Here is a 16,483-nt window from a genome sequence, read left to right on the forward strand (position 1 = left end):
GCGTGGCCCCAGCTGGCAACCCGGAAACCCCGGCCAGCTCCGCCACCGAGATCAACCGCGAAGCACCCAAAGCGTCGCCAGCCCCGCAGGAGCACCATGACAAGAGCGCCTGGGGCCTCTGGGAGGTCTTCGTCCGGTCCAGCCGCGGCCTGAGCCACGTCCACGCCGGATCCCTGCACGCCCCGGATGCCGCCATGGCCCTCCGCAATGCACGGGACCTTTACACCCGCCGCAACGAGGGCGTCTCCATCTGGGTGGTCCCGGCCGATGCCATCGCCGCCAGCGATCCCGACTCCAAGGGATCGTTCTTCGAGTCCCCGCAGGGCAAGGACTACCGGCACGCCACGTACTACACCAAGAGCGAAGGGGTGAAGCACCTGTGAGCACCCATACTGAAGGCCACGGCGACATCTCCACCGGCGTGGCCGGCGGCGACTCCAACGCCTCCGCCACCCGCATCACCCCCGGCAACGCCCTGCGCCCGGAGGACATCGCCCTCGAGGTCCGCACCGGCCTGGTCAAGCCCTCGGAGGACATCGCCGAGTACGCCCTCCGCCTGGGCGACGACGCCCTTATCCTGGCACAGCGCCTGGGCCACTGGATCTCCCGCGCCCCCGAGCTGGAGGAGGACATCGCCCTGGGCAACATCGCCCTGGACCAGCTGGGCCATGCCCGCAGCTTCCTCACCTACGCCGGCGCCGCGTTCACCAACGAGGACGGCTCGGCCAAGTCCGAGGATGACCTGGCCTACTTCCGCCGCGAGCACGAGTTCCGCAGCGTCCAGCTGTTCGAGCAGCCCAACGGCGACTTCGCGGCCACCATCGCCCGCCAGTTCGTGGTGAGCTACTACCAGTACGAGCTCTACCGCCGCCTCACCGGATCCACCGACGCAACCCTGGCCGCCATCGCCGCCAAGGCCGTGAAGGAAGTGGACTACCACCGGGACCACAGCGCCCAGTGGATCCTGCGCCTGGCCGGCGGCACCGAGGAATCGCGCAAGCGGATGATCCACGGCCTGCGCCTCATGTGGCCGTACGTCAACGAACTGTTCCAGGACGATGACCTGACGCAGCGCCTCGTTGAGGCGGGTTCCGCCGTCGCGCCTTCCTCGCTCAAGGAGGACTTTGACCGCCTGGTGGCCGAGATCCTCACCGAGGCCGAGCTGGAGGTCCCGGACGTGCCCGCAGCCCCGGGCGGCGGCCGGTACGGCAAGCACTCGGAGTACCTGGGCTACATCCTCGCGGAGATGCAGGTCCTGGCCCGGGAGCATCCCGGAGCGAGCTGGTGACCGTGTACATCTCGGACTTCGAATCCCGCACCCGGACCCCGCAGCAGCGGGCCTGGGACATCGCAGCCACCGTGGTGGATCCGGAGATCCCGGTGCTCACCATCGCGGACCTGGGCATCCTGCGCAACGTGGAGGTGCAGGGCAGCACGGTCACCGTGACCATCACGCCCACGTACTCGGGCTGCCCGGCCATGGACGCCATCCGCGACGACGTTTACGCCGCCTTCAAGAAGGAGGGCTACGAGGACGTGCACGTGGACCTGGTCCTGGCCCCGGCGTGGACCACGGACTGGATGACGGAGGCCGGAAAGCAGAAGCTGCAGCAGTACGGCATCGCCCCGCCCACCGGGCACAGCAAGGCCGGCGGCCACTCCGGCCCGGTCCGGCTGAGCCTGGCCGTGAAGTGCCCGCAGTGCAACAGCCTCAACACCAAGGAACTCACCCGCTTCGGTTCCACGTCCTGCAAGGCGCTGTATGTGTGCCAGGACTGCAAGGAACCGTTCGACTACTTCAAAGTCCTGTAAGGAAGCCCCATGCCTGTTGTCCGCCAGACCGCCGCCGAAGAGGCTGAGGTGACCGGCCGCCGTCGTCCGTCCTTCCACACCCTCACGGTGAAGGAGGTGCGCCGGCTCACCGACGATGCCATCGAGGTCAGCTTCGATGTGCCGGCGGAGCTCGCCGGCAAGTTCGACTACCTGCCCGGCCAGTACGTGGCCCTGCGCACCACACTGCCGGATGAGAACGGCGAGCCCAAGGAGATCCGCCGCAGCTACTCCATCTGCGCCGAGCCCCGCAGCTTCGCGGACGGCACCAGCGAGATCCGGGTGGCCATCAAGAAGGACCTGGGCGGGCTGTTCTCCACGTGGGCCAACGCCGAGCTGAAGGCCGGGGATACCCTGGACGTGATGAGCCCCATGGGCGCGTTCGTGTCCAAGCACGGCCGGGACGGTGTGGCCGTGGAGCAGAACGTCATGAACTCCATGAACCACCCGGAGGATCTGGCGGGGGAGCCGGGAAACTTCGTGGCCATCGCGGCTGGGTCCGGCATCACCCCGGTGATCGCCATCGCCCGCACGCTGCTGGCCGCCAACCCGGACACCCGGTTCGACCTGATCTACGCCAACAAGGCCGCCATGGATGTGATGTTCCTGGAGGAACTGGCGGACCTGAAGGACAAGTACCCGCAGCGGCTGGCCATCCACCACGTGCTCTCCCGCGAGCAGCGGATCGCGCCGCTGCTGTCCGGCCGGATCGACGCCGAGAAGCTGCAGCAGCTGCTGGGCACCGCCCTGCACGCGGACGATGTGGACGAGTGGTTCCTGTGCGGGCCGTTCGAGCTGGTGCAGCTGTGCCGGGACACCCTGGCCGAGCGCGGGGTGAAGCCGGAGAACATCCGGTTCGAGCTGTTCACGTCCGGCAAGCCGGACCGTCCGGAGGGGCAGGCCGGCCGTCCCGTGGTGGTGGACGAGTCCAAGGAGACGTACAAGATCACGTTCAAGCTGGACGGCCTGCAGGGCGAGGTGGCCAGCCCCACGCACGCCCGCGAGTCCATCCTCAACGCGGCGCTGCGGGTCCGCCCGGATGTGCCGTTCGCGTGCGCCGGCGGAGTGTGCGGCACCTGCCGCGCCAAGGTGGTCACCGGCAGCGTGACCATGGACGAGAACTACGCGCTGGAGCAGGATGAGCTGGACAGGGGCTACGTGCTGACCTGCCAGAGCCACCCCACCAGCAAGGAAGTCACGGTCGACTTCGACGTCTAAGTTGTTACTCACCAAAGGAGCCCCATGATTTCCCTTTCCATCAGCAACGGTGTTGCAGAAGTCGTCCTGGACGCGCCCCACAAGCTGAACTCACTGGATGAGCAGGCGCTGCGGGATTTAACCCAGGCGTACGACGACGCTGCTGCCGCCGCCTTCCGGGGTGAGGTGCGGGCGCTGCTGCTGAGGGGAGAGGGCCGCGCCTTCTGCGCGGGCAGGGACATTGCGGGGGTTACCCCGGAGAGCGACGACGCCGCAGCGTACCTGGGCGGGCTGGTGGAGCCGCTGCTGAAGAAGATGGCTTCTTTTCCCGCTCCCACCTTTGCCGCGGCGCAGGGGGCGTGCCTGGGCGTGGGGCTGGGGCTGCTGCTGGCCACGGACGTGGTGTACGTGGCGGAGAACGCCAAGTTCGGCTCGCCGTTCGCCAAACTGGGGGCCACACTGGATTCGGGCGGGCACTGGTACTTCACCGAGCGGCTGGGCATGCACCGCACGCTGGACCTGATCTACACCGCTGACCTGATCTCGGGTGCCGAGGCCGTGGCGCAGGGCATGTTCAGCCGCGCCATGCCGGCCGCCGAGCTGCTGGACTCCACCCGGGCGATCGTTTCGCGCGTGGCCGCCGGCGCCACCGAGGCATTCGTTGCCTCGAAGGAGCTGGTGGCGCACATCCGTGACCAGCGCCTGGGCCTGTGGCAGGCCATGCAGGAGGAAAACGAGGAGCAGGCACGGCTCTGCAAAACCGACGACTACGCGGAGGGTTTCAAGGCCTTCCAGGAGAAGCGCGAACCGAAATTCACCGGCGGCCACTGATTACACCTCCTCGATTGGTCCGCAACTGTCCTTTCCGGGGCCGAAAACGGCAGTTACGGAGCAATCGATGAGGCTGGAGGTCCGCCGCCGCATTGGCGCCGGGCCTCCAGCCGTCTAACGGTTGAAACCGCCCAGGCAGGTACCCCTACCGGGCCGCCATCTCCGATTCCAGTAGCTCGTAGGCCGGTGTGGTGAGGAAATCGGTGTAGTCCTCGGACAGGCAGATCCGGGAAATGATGCCGGATGCCGGTCCGTAGTACCGGTTGAACAGATCGTCGCCCACCTCGTTCCGGAGCTTTTCCGTTTCCTCGACCAGCAGGCGCTCAACCAGTTCGCGGGTTGCCGTGTTCCCCGTGTCGGCGAAGACTACCCCGTTGCGGATTTGCTGCCAGACCTGCGACCGGGAGATTTCCGCCGTCGCGGCATCCTCCATCAGGTTGTGGATGGCAACTGCCCCGTTCCCGGACAGCCACACTGCGGTGTAGGCGACGGAAACGTATAGGTTCCCGCGAAGACCGGCTTCGGTGGCGTCGCCGGGTGCCGACTCGATGTCGAGCAGTTGTTCGACGGTGACGTGGACCTCTGGGCGGGTCCGCTGCACCTGGTTGGGGGCATCTCCCAGGACCTGGTCGAATACCTCCATGCAGATGGGAACGAGGTCTGGGTGTGCAACCCAGGAGCCGTCGAATCCGTCGTTGGCCTCGCGGGTCTTGTCCGCCCGCACCTTCGCGAAGGCCTCCTCGGTGACTTCCGGCTGGCGGCGGTTGGGGATGACGGCTGCCATGCCGCCCATGGCGAAGGCGCCGCGCTGGTGGCAGGTTTTGACCAGGAGTTCGGTGTACGCCCGCATGAAGGGAACGGTCATCGATACCGCTGCACGGTCAGGCAGGGTGAATTTCGAACCGGAATCGCGGAAATACTTGATGATGCTGAACAAGTAATCCCAGCGCCCCGCGTTGAGGCCGGAGGCGTGGTCCCGCAGTTCATACAGGATCTCGTCCATCTCGAAGGCCGCGGGAATGGTTTCCACCAGGACGGTGGCCCGGATGGTTCCCTGCGGGATGCCGAGGGCGTCCTGTGCGAAAACGAAGATGTCGTTCCACAGCCGGGCTTCAAGGTGGCTTTCCATCTTCGGAAGGTAGTAGTAGGGGCCGTGGCCGTTCTCAAGGAGCTGCTTGGCGTTGTGGAAGAAGTGCAGTCCAAAATCCACCAGGGCGCCGATGGCGGGCTTGCCGTCGAATTCCAGGTTCCGCTCCTCCATGTGCCAGCCGCGGGGGCGCATGATGACGACGGCGGTGGGCGCATCGGTTCGAAGGGCGTACGTCTTGCCCTCGGGGGATGTGTAGGCCAAGGTTCCGCGTGCGGCGTCGTACAGCGAGAGTTGGCCGTCGATGACGTTGAACCAGGTGGGGCAGCTGGCGTCCTCCAGGTCTGCCAGCCATACTTTTGCCCCCGAATTCAGGGCGTTGATCGCCATCTTGGCGGGGGAGCAGGGGCCGGTGATTTCCACCCGGCGGTCCTGGAGGGCGGGCGGCGCCGAGGCAACGGTCCAGTCGCCGTCGCGGACGGCTGCTGTCTCCGGCAGGAAGTCCAGGGTTCCGGTCTTTGCGGCTTCTGAACGGCGCTCCTGCCGTGCAGCAAGGCGGGCATCGCGTTCGGCGGCGAAGCGTCCATGGAGTGCGGCGAGGAACTCCAGGGCTTCCGGTGTCAGGATTTCGGCGGCGCGGTCAAAGGGCAGGGCAGCGGTTCGGGTCAGGGGCATTGCTTGGTCCTTTCGAGGAGTTTTCACGATACGGACATTATGTTCTGCCAGATGAAAAAACAAGAGCTTCAGAATAATCGGTCAGACCATTGACTAGCGGTCAGACCAATACATACAGTTTGTCCACGAGGCAATATCTCGATCTCACATTGTGGAATTCCCGCTCGGCGTTTCTTATCCCATTCATCGCGCCCTACCCTCCCCGCTCCAAATACAAAGGAGTTTTTTGTGAGCACTTACCAGCAAGTCGTGGACCCCCTCTGGGGTTCACTCGGCCTGTCCGCGCTCTGCGCGGCGTTGCCGTTGATTCTCCTGTTTGTCCTGCTGGGCGTCTTCCGGGTGAAAGCGGCTATAGCCGCGATCGCCAGCCTGGCGCTGTCCATCCTCCTGGCCCTGATGGTCTGGCGTATGCCTGTGGACCAGGTCTTCAGCGCCACGGCAGAAGGAGCCTTCTACGGCCTGTTCCCCATCCTGTGGATCCTCATTAACGCGCTCTGGCTCTACAAACTCACGGTGGCCACGCCTTGGTTTGATGCCCTGGGCCGGACCATCCGCTCCATCTCCAACGATCTGCGGATCCTGTCGATCCTGATTGCGTTCTGCTTCGGCGCGCTCCTCGAATCACTCGCCGGTTTCGGCGCCCCGGTTGCCATCACGTCGGCGATGCTGATGGCCGCCGGCATGAAGCCGCTGAAATCTGCCATCGTCTCGCTGTTGGCCAACACCGCGCCGGTGGCCTTCGGTGCCATGGCCGCGCCCATCATCGCCCTGAACGGCGTGACCGGCCTGTCGCTGCACGACCTGTCCTCGATGGCCGGCCGCCAGACCCCCTTCATCGCCCTCATCGTGCCGCTGCTCCTGGTCTTCATCGTGGACGGCAGGCGCGGCCTCAAGCAGACCTGGCCCGTTGCACTGGTGGCCGGCGCAGTCTTTGGCATCTTCCAGTTCATCACGTCCAACTTCATCGCTGTGGAACTGACCGACGTCGTGGCTGCTGTGGCTACCGTGGCCGCCGTGCTGCTAATGCTCCGTGTCTGGCAGCCGCGGGAAATCATTGATATGTCCGGGCAGTCCGGCGGGTCGGGCGATCTTGAGGAAGGACGTCCGTCCGGCCCGTCATCCTCCAGCCGCGGTTCGGCAAGGATACCGGCATCCGCATCGGTTACGGAGGCTGTCTCCGCGGCTGCGACCACCCGGGTCGCGGTGCGGCCCAGCGCCACGGAGCGGCCCGTCCGCCGGGAAATCTGGATGGCTGTGGCGCCCTACCTGATCATCATGGCCGTCTTCTCCATCGCCCAGATCCCCGCAGTCAAGGACTGGCTGAGCGCCAACGGAAGCGTCAGCTTCGCCTGGCCGGGCCTGGACGTCGTGGACGCCGGCGGGAAGCATGTTGCCGCGCAGAAGTTCAAGTTCGACCACCTCAAAGCCACCGGAACCCTGCTTCTGGTCTCCGGCCTCATCACCATGATCCTGTACCGCCTGTCGGCAGCCCAAGGCCTGCGCATTTACTGGGAAACCCTGAAGCAGCTGCGCTGGACCATCCTCACGGTCACCACCGTCCTGGCCCTGTCCTTCGTCATGAACCTGTCCGGACAGACCACCTCCCTGGGCCTCGCCCTCGCGTCCGCCGGCGGCTTCTTCGCCTTCCTCTCGCCGCTGATTGGCTGGATCGGTGTTGCCCTTACCGGATCGGATACCTCGTCCAACTCACTCTTCGGGCAGATGCAGGCCACCGCCGCCGCGCAGACCGGCCTCCCGCCGGTGCTGATGGCTGCCTCCAACTCCTCGGCCGGCGTGATGGGCAAGATGCTTTCGCTGCAAAACCTGGCCGTCGCCTCAGCGGCGGTGGGCCTGGAGGGCGCCGAGGGCACGCTGTTCCGCAAGCTGATCGGCTGGAGCCTGGGCCTGCTGGCCCTGATCACGGTGCTGATCGTCCTGCAGTCCACCCCGGTACTCGGCTGGATGATCCCCTAGCCGGCGCCACCCTTGCACACCGGGAATACGGCCGGGCGGAGCGGTTCCGCCCGGCCGGGTGCCCAAAGAACCCACCTAGAAAACAAAGAGGTTTCCTTCCCATGAGTACAACTACAGCTGTCACAGCATCAGCAGCGCTTTTGGCTGCAAGCGCTCACACCTCCACAGACCTGGATGAGCGGGTCAGGGTAAGCACGGACCGTTCCGGCTACGTTCCGCCGAGCCTGCCCGATGGCGTCGTTTATGCCACCAGTGCCGAAGAAGTTGTGGCAACCATGAAGCTTGCCGCGGCCCACAATGTCCCGGTGGTTCCCCGGGGAGCCGGAACGGGCCTTGCCGCCGGAGCTTCCGCGCAGGCCGGGGAAGTAGTCCTTGACCTGGCCCGGATGAACCGGATCCTGCACATCGATCCCGTGGAGCAGTTGGCCGTGGTTGAACCCGGCGTCCTCAACGCGGAGGTGAATGCGGCCGCGGCGGAGCATGGACTCTTCTATGCGCCGGACCCGGCCAGCACGGCAATCTGCTCCATCGGCGGCAACATTGCCACCAATGCCGGCGGAATGTGGTGCGCAAAATATGGTGTTACACGGGAATCCGTGCTCGCCCTCCGCGTGGTCCTGCCCGACGGCCGGGTGCTGCGGACCGGGCGGAACACCATCAAGGGCGTCACGGGGTACGACCTGAACGCGCTGATGATCGGCTCCGAGGGAACGCTGGGCGTGGTGGTCGAAGCTACGCTCCGTCTGCGGCCCAAACCCATCCAGACCGCCACCGTCGCCGCCTATTTCCCGGACGTGGACGCCGCCGCGCTGGCAGCATCCGCCATCATCGCCGCCCGGCTGCAGCCCTCGGTGCTGGAACTCATGGACGGCCCCACGCTGGAAGCCGTCGATACCGTGCATGGCACCAACCACCGGTCCAAGGGCGGCGCCTTCCTGCTGGCGCAGACTGACGGGTACGGCGCGTTCCTTGAGCAGGACGTCCTCCTCAAAGCCATTGAACCCTTCGCCAGTCACGTCGAGAAAGCAGTGGACACGTCGGCAGCGGACGCGCTCGTGGCCACCCGGCGGGAAGCGATTCCCTCGCTTGAGACGTTGGGCCGCGTGTCCATTTGCGACATCGGCGTGCCGCGGAACCGGCTGGCAGATGTCTTTGCGGGGCTGGAGGACATCTCCCGGAAGACGGGGGTCCGGATCTTTAATGTGGCCCACGCAGCGGACGGCAACCTGCACCCGATGATCGTCGTCAACCCCGACCAATCCATCACGGAAGGACCGGCCAAAAAGGCCCTTGGCGACATGTTCTACCTGGCACAGCGCCTGGGCGGCACGCTGACCGGGGAACACGGCGTCGGCCTGCTCAAGCGCGATTGGCTCGAGGACGAGCTCGGCAGCACCTCGCTGGAACTCCAGCGCGCCATCCGCAATGTCTTCGACCCCCAGGGAATCCTCAATCCCGGCAAGGCAATCTGAGCCGGACAACCCGTCCCACGGTTCCTTGATCCGCTTCTGTCCTGCTGCGCCGGTTCTCCGTGGCGCAGCAGGACAGGGCAGGACAGGACAGAATGCAGGTGCTGGTTGTTAGGGCAGGATGGATCCATGACCAAACCTTCGGTGGCACCGGGATCCAGGCGGACTTACGACGTCCTGGTAGAGGATATTGAGGCGGGGCTGCGCTCAGGCCGGTTCAAAATCGGGGATCAGCTGCCAGGTGAACGGATACTGGCGGAAACCTACGGCATTTCGCGCGCTTCAGTGCGCGAAGCCATGCGCCTGCTTGACGCCATGGGGGTCCTTCGAAGTTCCAACAGGTCCGGCCCCAAGTCTGGCTCGGTCATCGTTTCCGAGCCGTCAGCCGGCTTGTCCGCCACCCTACGCCTGCACATTGCCAGCAGCCGTCTTCCGGTTGCGGAGATCGTCGAAGCCCGGATTCTTCTGGAAACCTGGGCAGCCAGGACGGCGGCCCTGCACGACGACCCGGCCGGGATCCAGCGGGCCAGGGAACTGCTCGAGGCCATGGATGCCCCGGACATAGACCCCGAAACATTCCACGCCCTCGACGCGGAGTTCCACCTGGCCCTCAGTGCCATGGGCGGTAACACGGTTATCGAAACGATCATGGAGTCGCTCAGCGGCTCAATCCGCGGCTACCTCAAGGACGCCCTTGATGCCCTTGGGCAGTGGCCCATGGTGCTGGAGCAGCTGAGGGCCCACCACCACGGGATCTTCGATGCTGTGGAAGCGAAGGACCCTGAGCGCGCCGCGGAGCTGCTGCGGAGCCATATCGCATGGCTGTACGAACAGACAGCTGACAGGGCGCGCTGAGTTACTGCCGCACCGGCATGGACGGCAGGTCCGCCTCGGGGCCCGCCTCGCCGCCCATCGCGGCCACCAAGCGCTCGCGCGCGCGGCCCAGGTGCTGGTCCAGGAGCTGGGCGGCCTCTTCGCCTTGTCCGGCCTCGATCAGCTTCAGGAGCTTTTCGTGTTCAGCCTGGATCAAAGTGGTGTCCAGGAGGTGCAGCGACTGTACCCGGGACATGCACAGGCGTACTTCGGCCACCAGGGACGAGTACATCCTGCTGATCCGCTCGTTCCCCACGGCGTCGATCAGGCTGGTGTGGAACCGCATGTCCGGTTCCACCACGTCCAGCGGCGCTCCGGTGGCCAGCGCAGCGATATCCCGGTTGGCCTGTACCGCCCCAGCGGGCACTGTGCGTGCGGCGGCGAGCCGGCGAAGCACTTCGCTCTCCAGGTACGCCCGGGCCAGGTAGATATCCCGCACCGATTCCGGTCCCAGGTCCGCCACCCGGGCGGTCTTGTGCGTGCCGCGAACCAGCAGGCCCTCGGCCACCAGCTTCTCGATGGCTGCCTTCGCGGTGGGGCGAGCGACGTCGTAGGACGTAGCCACGTCGGTCTCCGTCAGCGCGTGGGCGGAGGGTAGCTCACCGGAGAAAATGCGGAGCCGCAGATCCGAAGCCACCGCTTCCACAATCGAGACAGCTGCAATACGGCCGGCCACAGATCTCCGTTCCAACAAATAAGTTTCGAGCAAACAAGGGGCGTCTCCATCCCATTTTGCCAGACAAGTATTCATCGCTCTTGACGGACATGTGTACTTGTTAGACAATCGATGAGTCGTCACGCCGATGTGGCGCCGCTCACCATCTGGAGTCCAATGTTTCAGCAGATCCTTGACCCCATCGCCGGGTCCCTCCTGCTTTCCGCCCTGTGCGCGGCCCTTCCCCTGGTCCTGCTGTTCGTCCTGCTGGGCGTCTTCCGGGTCAAGGCCGCCAAAGCTGCCATCGCCAGCTTGGTCCTGTCCTTCGTCCTGGCCGTCGCAGGTTGGCAGATGCCCCTGGACCAGGCCCTCAGCGCCACCGCCGCGGGCATCTTTTACGGGCTGTTTCCCATCCTGTGGATCCTCGTCAATGCGCTCTGGATCTACAAGCTCACCGTGGCTACGCACTGGTTCGACGCCCTGGGCCGGACCATCCGCTCCATCTCCAACGACCTGCGGATCCTCTCGATCCTGATTGCGTTCTGCTTCGGTGCGCTCCTCGAATCGCTGGCAGGCTTCGGCGCGCCCGTCGCGATCTCCGCAGCCATGCTGATGGCCGCCGGCATGAAACCGCTCAAGTCCGCCGTCGTCTCGCTGCTGGCCAACACCGCGCCGGTGGCCTTTGGCGCCATGGCCGCGCCCATCATCGCCCTGAACGGCGTCACCGGCCTGCCGCTGCACGATCTCTCTTCGATGGCCGGCCGCCAAACCCCCTTCATTGCCCTCATCGTGCCGATGCTCCTGGTCTTCATCGTGGACGGCAGGCGCGGCCTCAAGCAGACCTGGCCCGTTGCGCTGGTGGCCGGCGCCGCGTTCGCCGCCGCGCAGTTCATCACCTCCAACTTCCTTGCCGTGGAGCTGACCGACGTGGTGGCCGCGGTGGTCACGGTGGCTGCGGTGCTGCTGATGCTGAAGGCCTGGCAGCCGAAGGAGTCGGTGCGCGTGGAAGGATCGGTACAGGATGTGTCGGTTCCAGCCATGGCCGGTCGAAAGAGTGCGGTCGGCAACGGCACGCAGGTAAGCACGACGGCGGGTGCCCGGCAGGGGAGCGTTCCGGACCGTTCCGGAGTCCCCACGGACAATTCCCGCCCGGCGCCCCGTGAGGTGTGGCTCGCCGTCGCGCCCTACCTGATCATCATCGCCGTGTTTTCCATCGCCCAGATCCCGTTCATCAAAACCTGGCTGGGGCAGGTGGGCACCGTGACGTTCGCCTGGCCCGGCCTGCACATTGAGGACTCGGAGGGCAAAGCGGTAGCGGCCACCAAGTTCAAGCTGGACCACCTCAAATCCACCGGGACGCTGTTGTTGCTCTCCGGCCTGCTCACCATGGCGCTGTACAAAATCCCGGTTGGCAAAAGCCTGCGCGTCTATTGGGAAACCCTGAAGCAGTTGCGCTGGACCATCGTCACGGTCACCACCGTCCTGGCCCTGTCCTTCGTCATGAACCTCTCCGGGCAGACCACCACGCTGGGATTCGCCCTTGCCTCGGCCGGCGGCTTCTTCGCACTCCTTTCGCCGCTGATCGGCTGGATCGGCGTGGCCCTCACCGGCTCGGACACATCATCGAACTCCCTCTTTGGCCAGATGCAGGCCACCGCCGCCGGGCAGACCGGCCTCTCGCCGGTACTGATGGCCGCCGCCAACTCCTCGGCCGGCGTCATGGGCAAGATGCTCTCCTTGCAGAACCTGGCCGTCGCCGCCGCCGCGGTGGGGCTGGAAGGCGCAGAGGGAACCCTGTTCCGCAAGCTGATCGGCTGGAGCCTGGGCCTGCTGGCCCTCATCACGGTACTGATCTTCCTGCAATCCACCCCCCTACTCGGCTGGATGGTTCCCTGATGCAGAAACTCGAATTTTTCCGGCAGGCCGTGGCCGATCCCGCACAGGTGAAGACCCGCGCCATCGACCTGCACGCCAACGCCCATGACGCCTCGCACTTCCTGCTAATCCCCCAGGCGGTGGCCGTGGCCAAGGACGCCGCGGAGGTGGGCGCGCTGCTCCGGGCCAGCGCGGCGCAGGGCGTTCCGCTCACCCTTCGTTCCGGCGGCACCAGCCTCAGCGGACAGGCCGTCACGGACGGCGTGCTGGTGGACGTGCGCCGCAACTTCCGGGATGTTGAAGTGCTCGACGGCGGTGCGCGGGTCCGCGTGCAGCCGGGAGTCACGGTGCGGGCCCTGAATGCGCGGCTGGCGCCCTACGGGCGCAAGTTCGGGCCGGACCCGGCCAGCGAGGCCGCGTGCACCATCGGCGGCGTGGTGGCGAACAACTCCTCGGGCATGAACTGCGGAACGGTGGACAATGCGTACCGCACACTCGAGTCGCTCACCGTGGTGCTGCCGTCCGGGACGGTAATTGACACCGGGGCAATGGACGCGGACACCCGGCTGCGGACGCTGGAACCGGAACTGTATGACGGCCTGGTGCAGCTCGCGGCAAGGGTGCGGGGGAACAGCGATTCCGTGAACCGCATCAGGCAGCAGTTCAGCATGAAGAACACCATGGGCTACGGCCTGAACTCCCTGCTGGACTATGAGCGCCCGGTGGAAATGCTGGCGCACCTGATCGTCGGCAGCGAAGGCACCCTGGGATTCGTGGCAGAGGCGGTGTTCCGGACCATCCCGCGGCTTTCGCACTCCGCCACCGGCTTGCTTGTCTTCCCGGACCTGCAGGCCGCCAACGCGGCATTGCCGGCGCTGGTGGACACCGGCGCCGCCACGGTGGAACTCCTGGACGCGCTCTCGCTCAAGGTGGGCCAGACGCTGAAGGGAACTCCCGCCGTCGTACGCGACCTTGCGGTGCGCGAACACGCTGCGCTGCTGGTGGAATACTCCGCCGGGCAGCCGGACCAGGTTGCGGCACTGCGTGAGGTGGGCGAACGCGCCCTCGCCGGCCTCAAGCTGGTGGCCCCGGCGCAGTTCACTGCTGATGCGTCCGCCCGCGCCCAGCTGTGGCACCTGCGCAAGGGCCTGTACGCCTCCGTGGCGGGTGCCCGGCCGCAGGGGACCACGGCACTGCTGGAGGACATTGTGGTGCCGGTCCCGGTCCTGGGCCGCACGTGCCGTGAATTGATAAGGCTGTTCGACAAGTACCGGTACGAAAACAGTGTGATCTTTGGGCATGCGAAGGACGGCAACGTCCACTTCATGCTTACGGACGGCTTCGCCACGGCGGAGGAGCTGGACAGGTACAGCGCGTTCACCGAGGACATGGTGGACCTGGTCCTGGGGGAGGGCGGCTCGCTCAAAGCGGAGCACGGCACCGGCCGGGTGATGGCACCGTATGTGCGGCGGCAGTACGGGGACGAGCTGTACGGCGTAATGCGCCGGATCAAGGAGCTGTTCGATCCCGCCGGCATGCTCAATCCCGGCGTGCTCATGGACGATGATCCCAAGGCGCATCTGCGGCATATCAAGACGGCGCCGCCGGTGGCTGAGGAAGTGGACCGCTGCGTCTCCTGCGGGTACTGCGAGCCGGTGTGCCCCAGCAAGGACCTGACCCTGACGCCCCGCCAGCGCATCGTCACCCTGCGCGCTATCGAGGCCGCACGGCTCGCCGGCGACACGGCGTTGGTTAAAGAGCTGGAGCGGGACTACGACTACGAGTCCGTGCAGACCTGCGCCGTGGACGGCATGTGTCAGACGGCCTGCCCCGTGGACATCAACACCGGCTTGCTGGTCAAGCGATTGCGCCGCGAGGACGCCGGTCCGGTGGCCAACGCGGCCTGGAACGCTGCGGCCAAGCACTGGGGCGGGGTCACGCGCGGGGCTTCGCTGGCGCTGACCGTGGTGGACAGGCTGCCAGCCCCGGCCGTCGTGGCGCCCAACAAGGCGGCGCGTGCGGTGCTGGGCACGGACACGGTGCCCCTGTACTCGCCCGAACTGCCCGGCGGCGGTTCCGCACGCAAGCGCCCGACGCCGGACCGGGCACCGGACGCCGTCTACTTCCCCGCCTGCGTGGGGACGATGTTCGGGCCGGCCGGTGCGGGTTCCCAACCCGGTGGTCCCGCTGGCGGCCGGGGCGTCCAGTACAGCCTGGAGCAGCTGTGTGAACGGGCCGGGATCACGCTGCTGGTCCCGGAGGGCATCGATTCCCTCTGCTGCGGGACCCCGTGGTCTTCGAAGGGAATGGGGGCCGGCCAGGCGAGCATGAAGGAGAAGACCCTGGCAGCGCTGCGGGAGGCAACCCGGGACGGCGAGCTGGCCATCATTTGTGATGCGTCGTCCTGCACCGAGGGCCTCCGGCAGGTGGTGGAAGCCGACGACCCGCTGGTAGGTCAGCGGCCGTTGCGGATCGTGGATGCCGTGGACTTCGTCGCCGAGCGCATACTGCCCAGGCTGCCGGAGCACGCAAAGCTCGAGTCCCTGGCCTTGCACCCCACCTGCTCTTCCACACGGATGGGGATCAACGGTGCCTTGGAATCGGTGGCCCAGGCCGTGGCGGAGAAGGTGGATGTGCCGGTGAACTGGGGCTGCTGCGCCTTCGCGGGGGACCGCGGAATGCTCCACCCCGAGCTCACGGCATCCGCCACCCGGAAGCAGGCTTTGGAAGTGGAGCAACTGGACGCGACGGCGCACGCCTCGTGCAACCGCACCTGCGAGCTGGGCATGACCCGCGCCACGGGCCAGGACTACCGGCACGTGCTGGAACTGCTGGAAGAAGTCACGCGATAGGGAAACGGTACCTTCCCGCCACGTGCGCTCCCGGGCAGCAGCGGATCGCCCCGCTGCTGTCCTACCCGGATCGATGCGGTGCCCAGCGGCTGCTGGGTGCTGCGGTTGGGGGAGTCCGTGGGGATGATCAAGAGGCTTGCAGAATTCTTGATTGAACCTTGCAAGGCAATTGCAGAAATATTAATTCGTGTTCGCAAGAGTAGGCGCAGCCGGACAAAATCCGGTTGATGCGCGCTGCCGGTCTCAAGTAGGCAGCCCCATCTGGAAACTCATTCTGGGGGCACAATTGTCTGAGGTTTTGAACGCTGATCTCGATGGTAAGGAAGAGAACGGTTTCAGCCGTCGCAGGGTAGTCGCGGGCGTTGCCTGGTCGCTGCCGGTTATCGCCACGGCCATCGCGGCTCCGGCTGCTGCGGCGTCCGGCATTTCGGCTACCGCCAACCTGGTCAACCCTGTTTCGAGTATTTCGTTTGTTAGCTCAACAGGTACGGGTTCGGGCACCAACCACACGGGCACCGGGCCCACCGCTTTCCAGATCACCAACAGCGGTGCCGCTTTTACAGGGATTATCAGCGGCACCGTGAATATCAAGCCGTCAGGAACAGTGACCGCCGGTGCTGGTGTCCAGGCAATTACAGGGGCGACACTGACCCCGGCAACCCCGGCCTATTCAAACACTTTCGAATACAACGCCAGTTTCACTCACTCAGGTGGCCTCACTGCCGGTCAGACCCTTAGCTTCCCTATGTCCTTCCAGTACCAGCGTCTGAGCGGGGCCTCCCCCAGCAAGACAACCTACAACTACACGTTGACCATCACGCTCCGGCTTCCGGATGGCACCAGCCGCATCCTGACCGGCGCCTTGGCCGTCAACTACTGATCATGGTCTGGAAACGCGGCGGCCTGGTCGCAGAGGTTTGTACAGAACCCCGGGCCCGCGTCGCCCTGCTGCATCTCGACGCAACCCAGCCGGTGGTGTTGGAGGGTCCGGCCGCGGTCATCTGGGACCTCATCGATGGCCAGCGCAGCGAGCAGGACATCTTCGCTGAGCTGGAGGCCACCTTCGAGGACCAGTCAGGACAGATGCAGGCGCAGGTGGAGGGCTTCCTGGCAAGCCTTGAAGCCCAGCGCCTGATCGAGGCTGCCCGCGGCGTTTCCCACTAAC

The 16,483-nt window shown here is 65.9% G+C and carries 14 protein-coding genes; 12 read left to right on the forward strand and 2 right to left on the reverse strand.

Annotated features, from left to right (window positions below):
* Nucleotides 1-2: 2 nt before the first annotated feature.
* Genes paaB through AC3ANU_RS06805 form a run of 5 tightly spaced genes read left to right on the forward strand, consistent with a single transcriptional unit; the run spans nt 3 to nt 3,858 of the window.
* Nucleotides 3-383, forward strand: coding sequence for a 1,2-phenylacetyl-CoA epoxidase subunit PaaB (gene paaB, locus AC3ANU_RS06785; RefSeq protein WP_488315952.1), 381 nt, complete (start codon nt 3-5; stop codon nt 381-383).
* A complete protein-coding gene (gene paaC, locus AC3ANU_RS06790) occupies nt 380-1,288 on the forward strand; it encodes a 1,2-phenylacetyl-CoA epoxidase subunit PaaC (protein WP_488315702.1) in 909 nt (302 codons plus the stop codon). The genes paaB and paaC overlap by 4 nt, the downstream gene beginning before the upstream one ends.
* Before the next feature lie 2 nt (nt 1,289-1,290).
* The gene (gene paaD, locus AC3ANU_RS06795) at nt 1,291-1,812 is read left to right on the forward strand and encodes a 1,2-phenylacetyl-CoA epoxidase subunit PaaD (protein WP_488315953.1); all 522 of its coding nucleotides are present in this window, start codon (nt 1,291-1,293) and stop codon (nt 1,810-1,812) included.
* Nucleotides 1,813-1,821: 9 nt separating this feature from the next.
* Nucleotides 1,822-3,048: a 1,2-phenylacetyl-CoA epoxidase subunit PaaE gene (paaE, locus tag AC3ANU_RS06800; protein WP_488315703.1), complete on the forward strand. Its 1,227-nt coding sequence runs from the start codon at nt 1,822-1,824 to the stop codon at nt 3,046-3,048.
* 24 nt (nt 3,049-3,072) lie between these two features.
* The gene (locus AC3ANU_RS06805; protein ID WP_488315704.1) at nt 3,073-3,858 is read left to right on the forward strand and encodes an enoyl-CoA hydratase/isomerase family protein; all 786 of its coding nucleotides are present in this window, start codon (nt 3,073-3,075) and stop codon (nt 3,856-3,858) included.
* 145 nt (nt 3,859-4,003) lie between these two features.
* On the opposite strand, the gene aceB is transcribed toward AC3ANU_RS06805, so the two are convergent.
* The gene (gene aceB / locus AC3ANU_RS06810) at nt 4,004-5,620 is read right to left on the reverse strand and encodes a malate synthase A (protein WP_488315705.1); all 1,617 of its coding nucleotides are present in this window, start codon (nt 5,618-5,620) and stop codon (nt 4,004-4,006) included.
* 228 nt (nt 5,621-5,848) lie between these two features.
* On the opposite strand from aceB, the gene AC3ANU_RS06815 reads away from it, so the two are divergent.
* The 3 genes from AC3ANU_RS06815 (at nt 5,849) to AC3ANU_RS06825 (ending at nt 9,918) form a co-directional block, all read left to right on the forward strand.
* The gene (locus AC3ANU_RS06815) at nt 5,849-7,594 is read left to right on the forward strand and encodes an L-lactate permease (RefSeq protein WP_488315706.1); all 1,746 of its coding nucleotides are present in this window, start codon (nt 5,849-5,851) and stop codon (nt 7,592-7,594) included.
* Nucleotides 7,595-7,695: 101 nt separating this feature from the next.
* A complete protein-coding gene (locus tag AC3ANU_RS06820) occupies nt 7,696-9,066 on the forward strand; it encodes an FAD-binding oxidoreductase (RefSeq protein WP_488315707.1) in 1,371 nt (456 codons plus the stop codon).
* 126 nt (nt 9,067-9,192) lie between these two features.
* The gene (locus AC3ANU_RS06825) at nt 9,193-9,918 is read left to right on the forward strand and encodes a FadR/GntR family transcriptional regulator (RefSeq protein ID WP_488315708.1); all 726 of its coding nucleotides are present in this window, start codon (nt 9,193-9,195) and stop codon (nt 9,916-9,918) included.
* A 1-nt stretch (nt 9,919) separates the two neighbouring features.
* Here AC3ANU_RS06825 and AC3ANU_RS06830 read toward each other — a convergent pair whose 3' ends face one another.
* Nucleotides 9,920-10,612 (reverse strand): GntR family transcriptional regulator, encoded by a 693-nt coding sequence (locus AC3ANU_RS06830; protein WP_018768753.1) that lies wholly within the window; start codon nt 10,610-10,612, stop codon nt 9,920-9,922.
* A 156-nt stretch (nt 10,613-10,768) separates the two neighbouring features.
* Here AC3ANU_RS06830 and AC3ANU_RS06835 point away from each other — a divergent pair, with 156 nt between their 5' ends.
* From AC3ANU_RS06835 to AC3ANU_RS06850, 4 genes are all read left to right on the forward strand, one after another.
* A complete protein-coding gene (locus tag AC3ANU_RS06835; RefSeq protein WP_488315709.1) occupies nt 10,769-12,487 on the forward strand; it encodes an L-lactate permease in 1,719 nt (572 codons plus the stop codon).
* Nucleotides 12,487-15,318 (forward strand): FAD-binding and (Fe-S)-binding domain-containing protein, encoded by a 2,832-nt coding sequence (locus tag AC3ANU_RS06840; protein ID WP_488315710.1) that lies wholly within the window; start codon nt 12,487-12,489, stop codon nt 15,316-15,318. Before AC3ANU_RS06835 ends, AC3ANU_RS06840 begins: the two co-directional genes overlap by 1 nt.
* Nucleotides 15,319-15,505: 187 nt before the next feature.
* Entirely contained in the window at nt 15,506-16,198 is a 693-nt protein-coding gene (locus tag AC3ANU_RS06845) for a hypothetical protein (RefSeq protein WP_488315711.1), read from the forward strand.
* A 2-nt stretch (nt 16,199-16,200) separates the two neighbouring features.
* Nucleotides 16,201-16,482 (forward strand): PqqD family protein, encoded by a 282-nt coding sequence (locus AC3ANU_RS06850; protein WP_043424819.1) that lies wholly within the window; start codon nt 16,201-16,203, stop codon nt 16,480-16,482.
* The last annotated feature ends 1 nt before the right edge of the window (nt 16,483 follow it).

Source organism: Arthrobacter sp. SDR-2R (genome assembly GCF_057747955.1).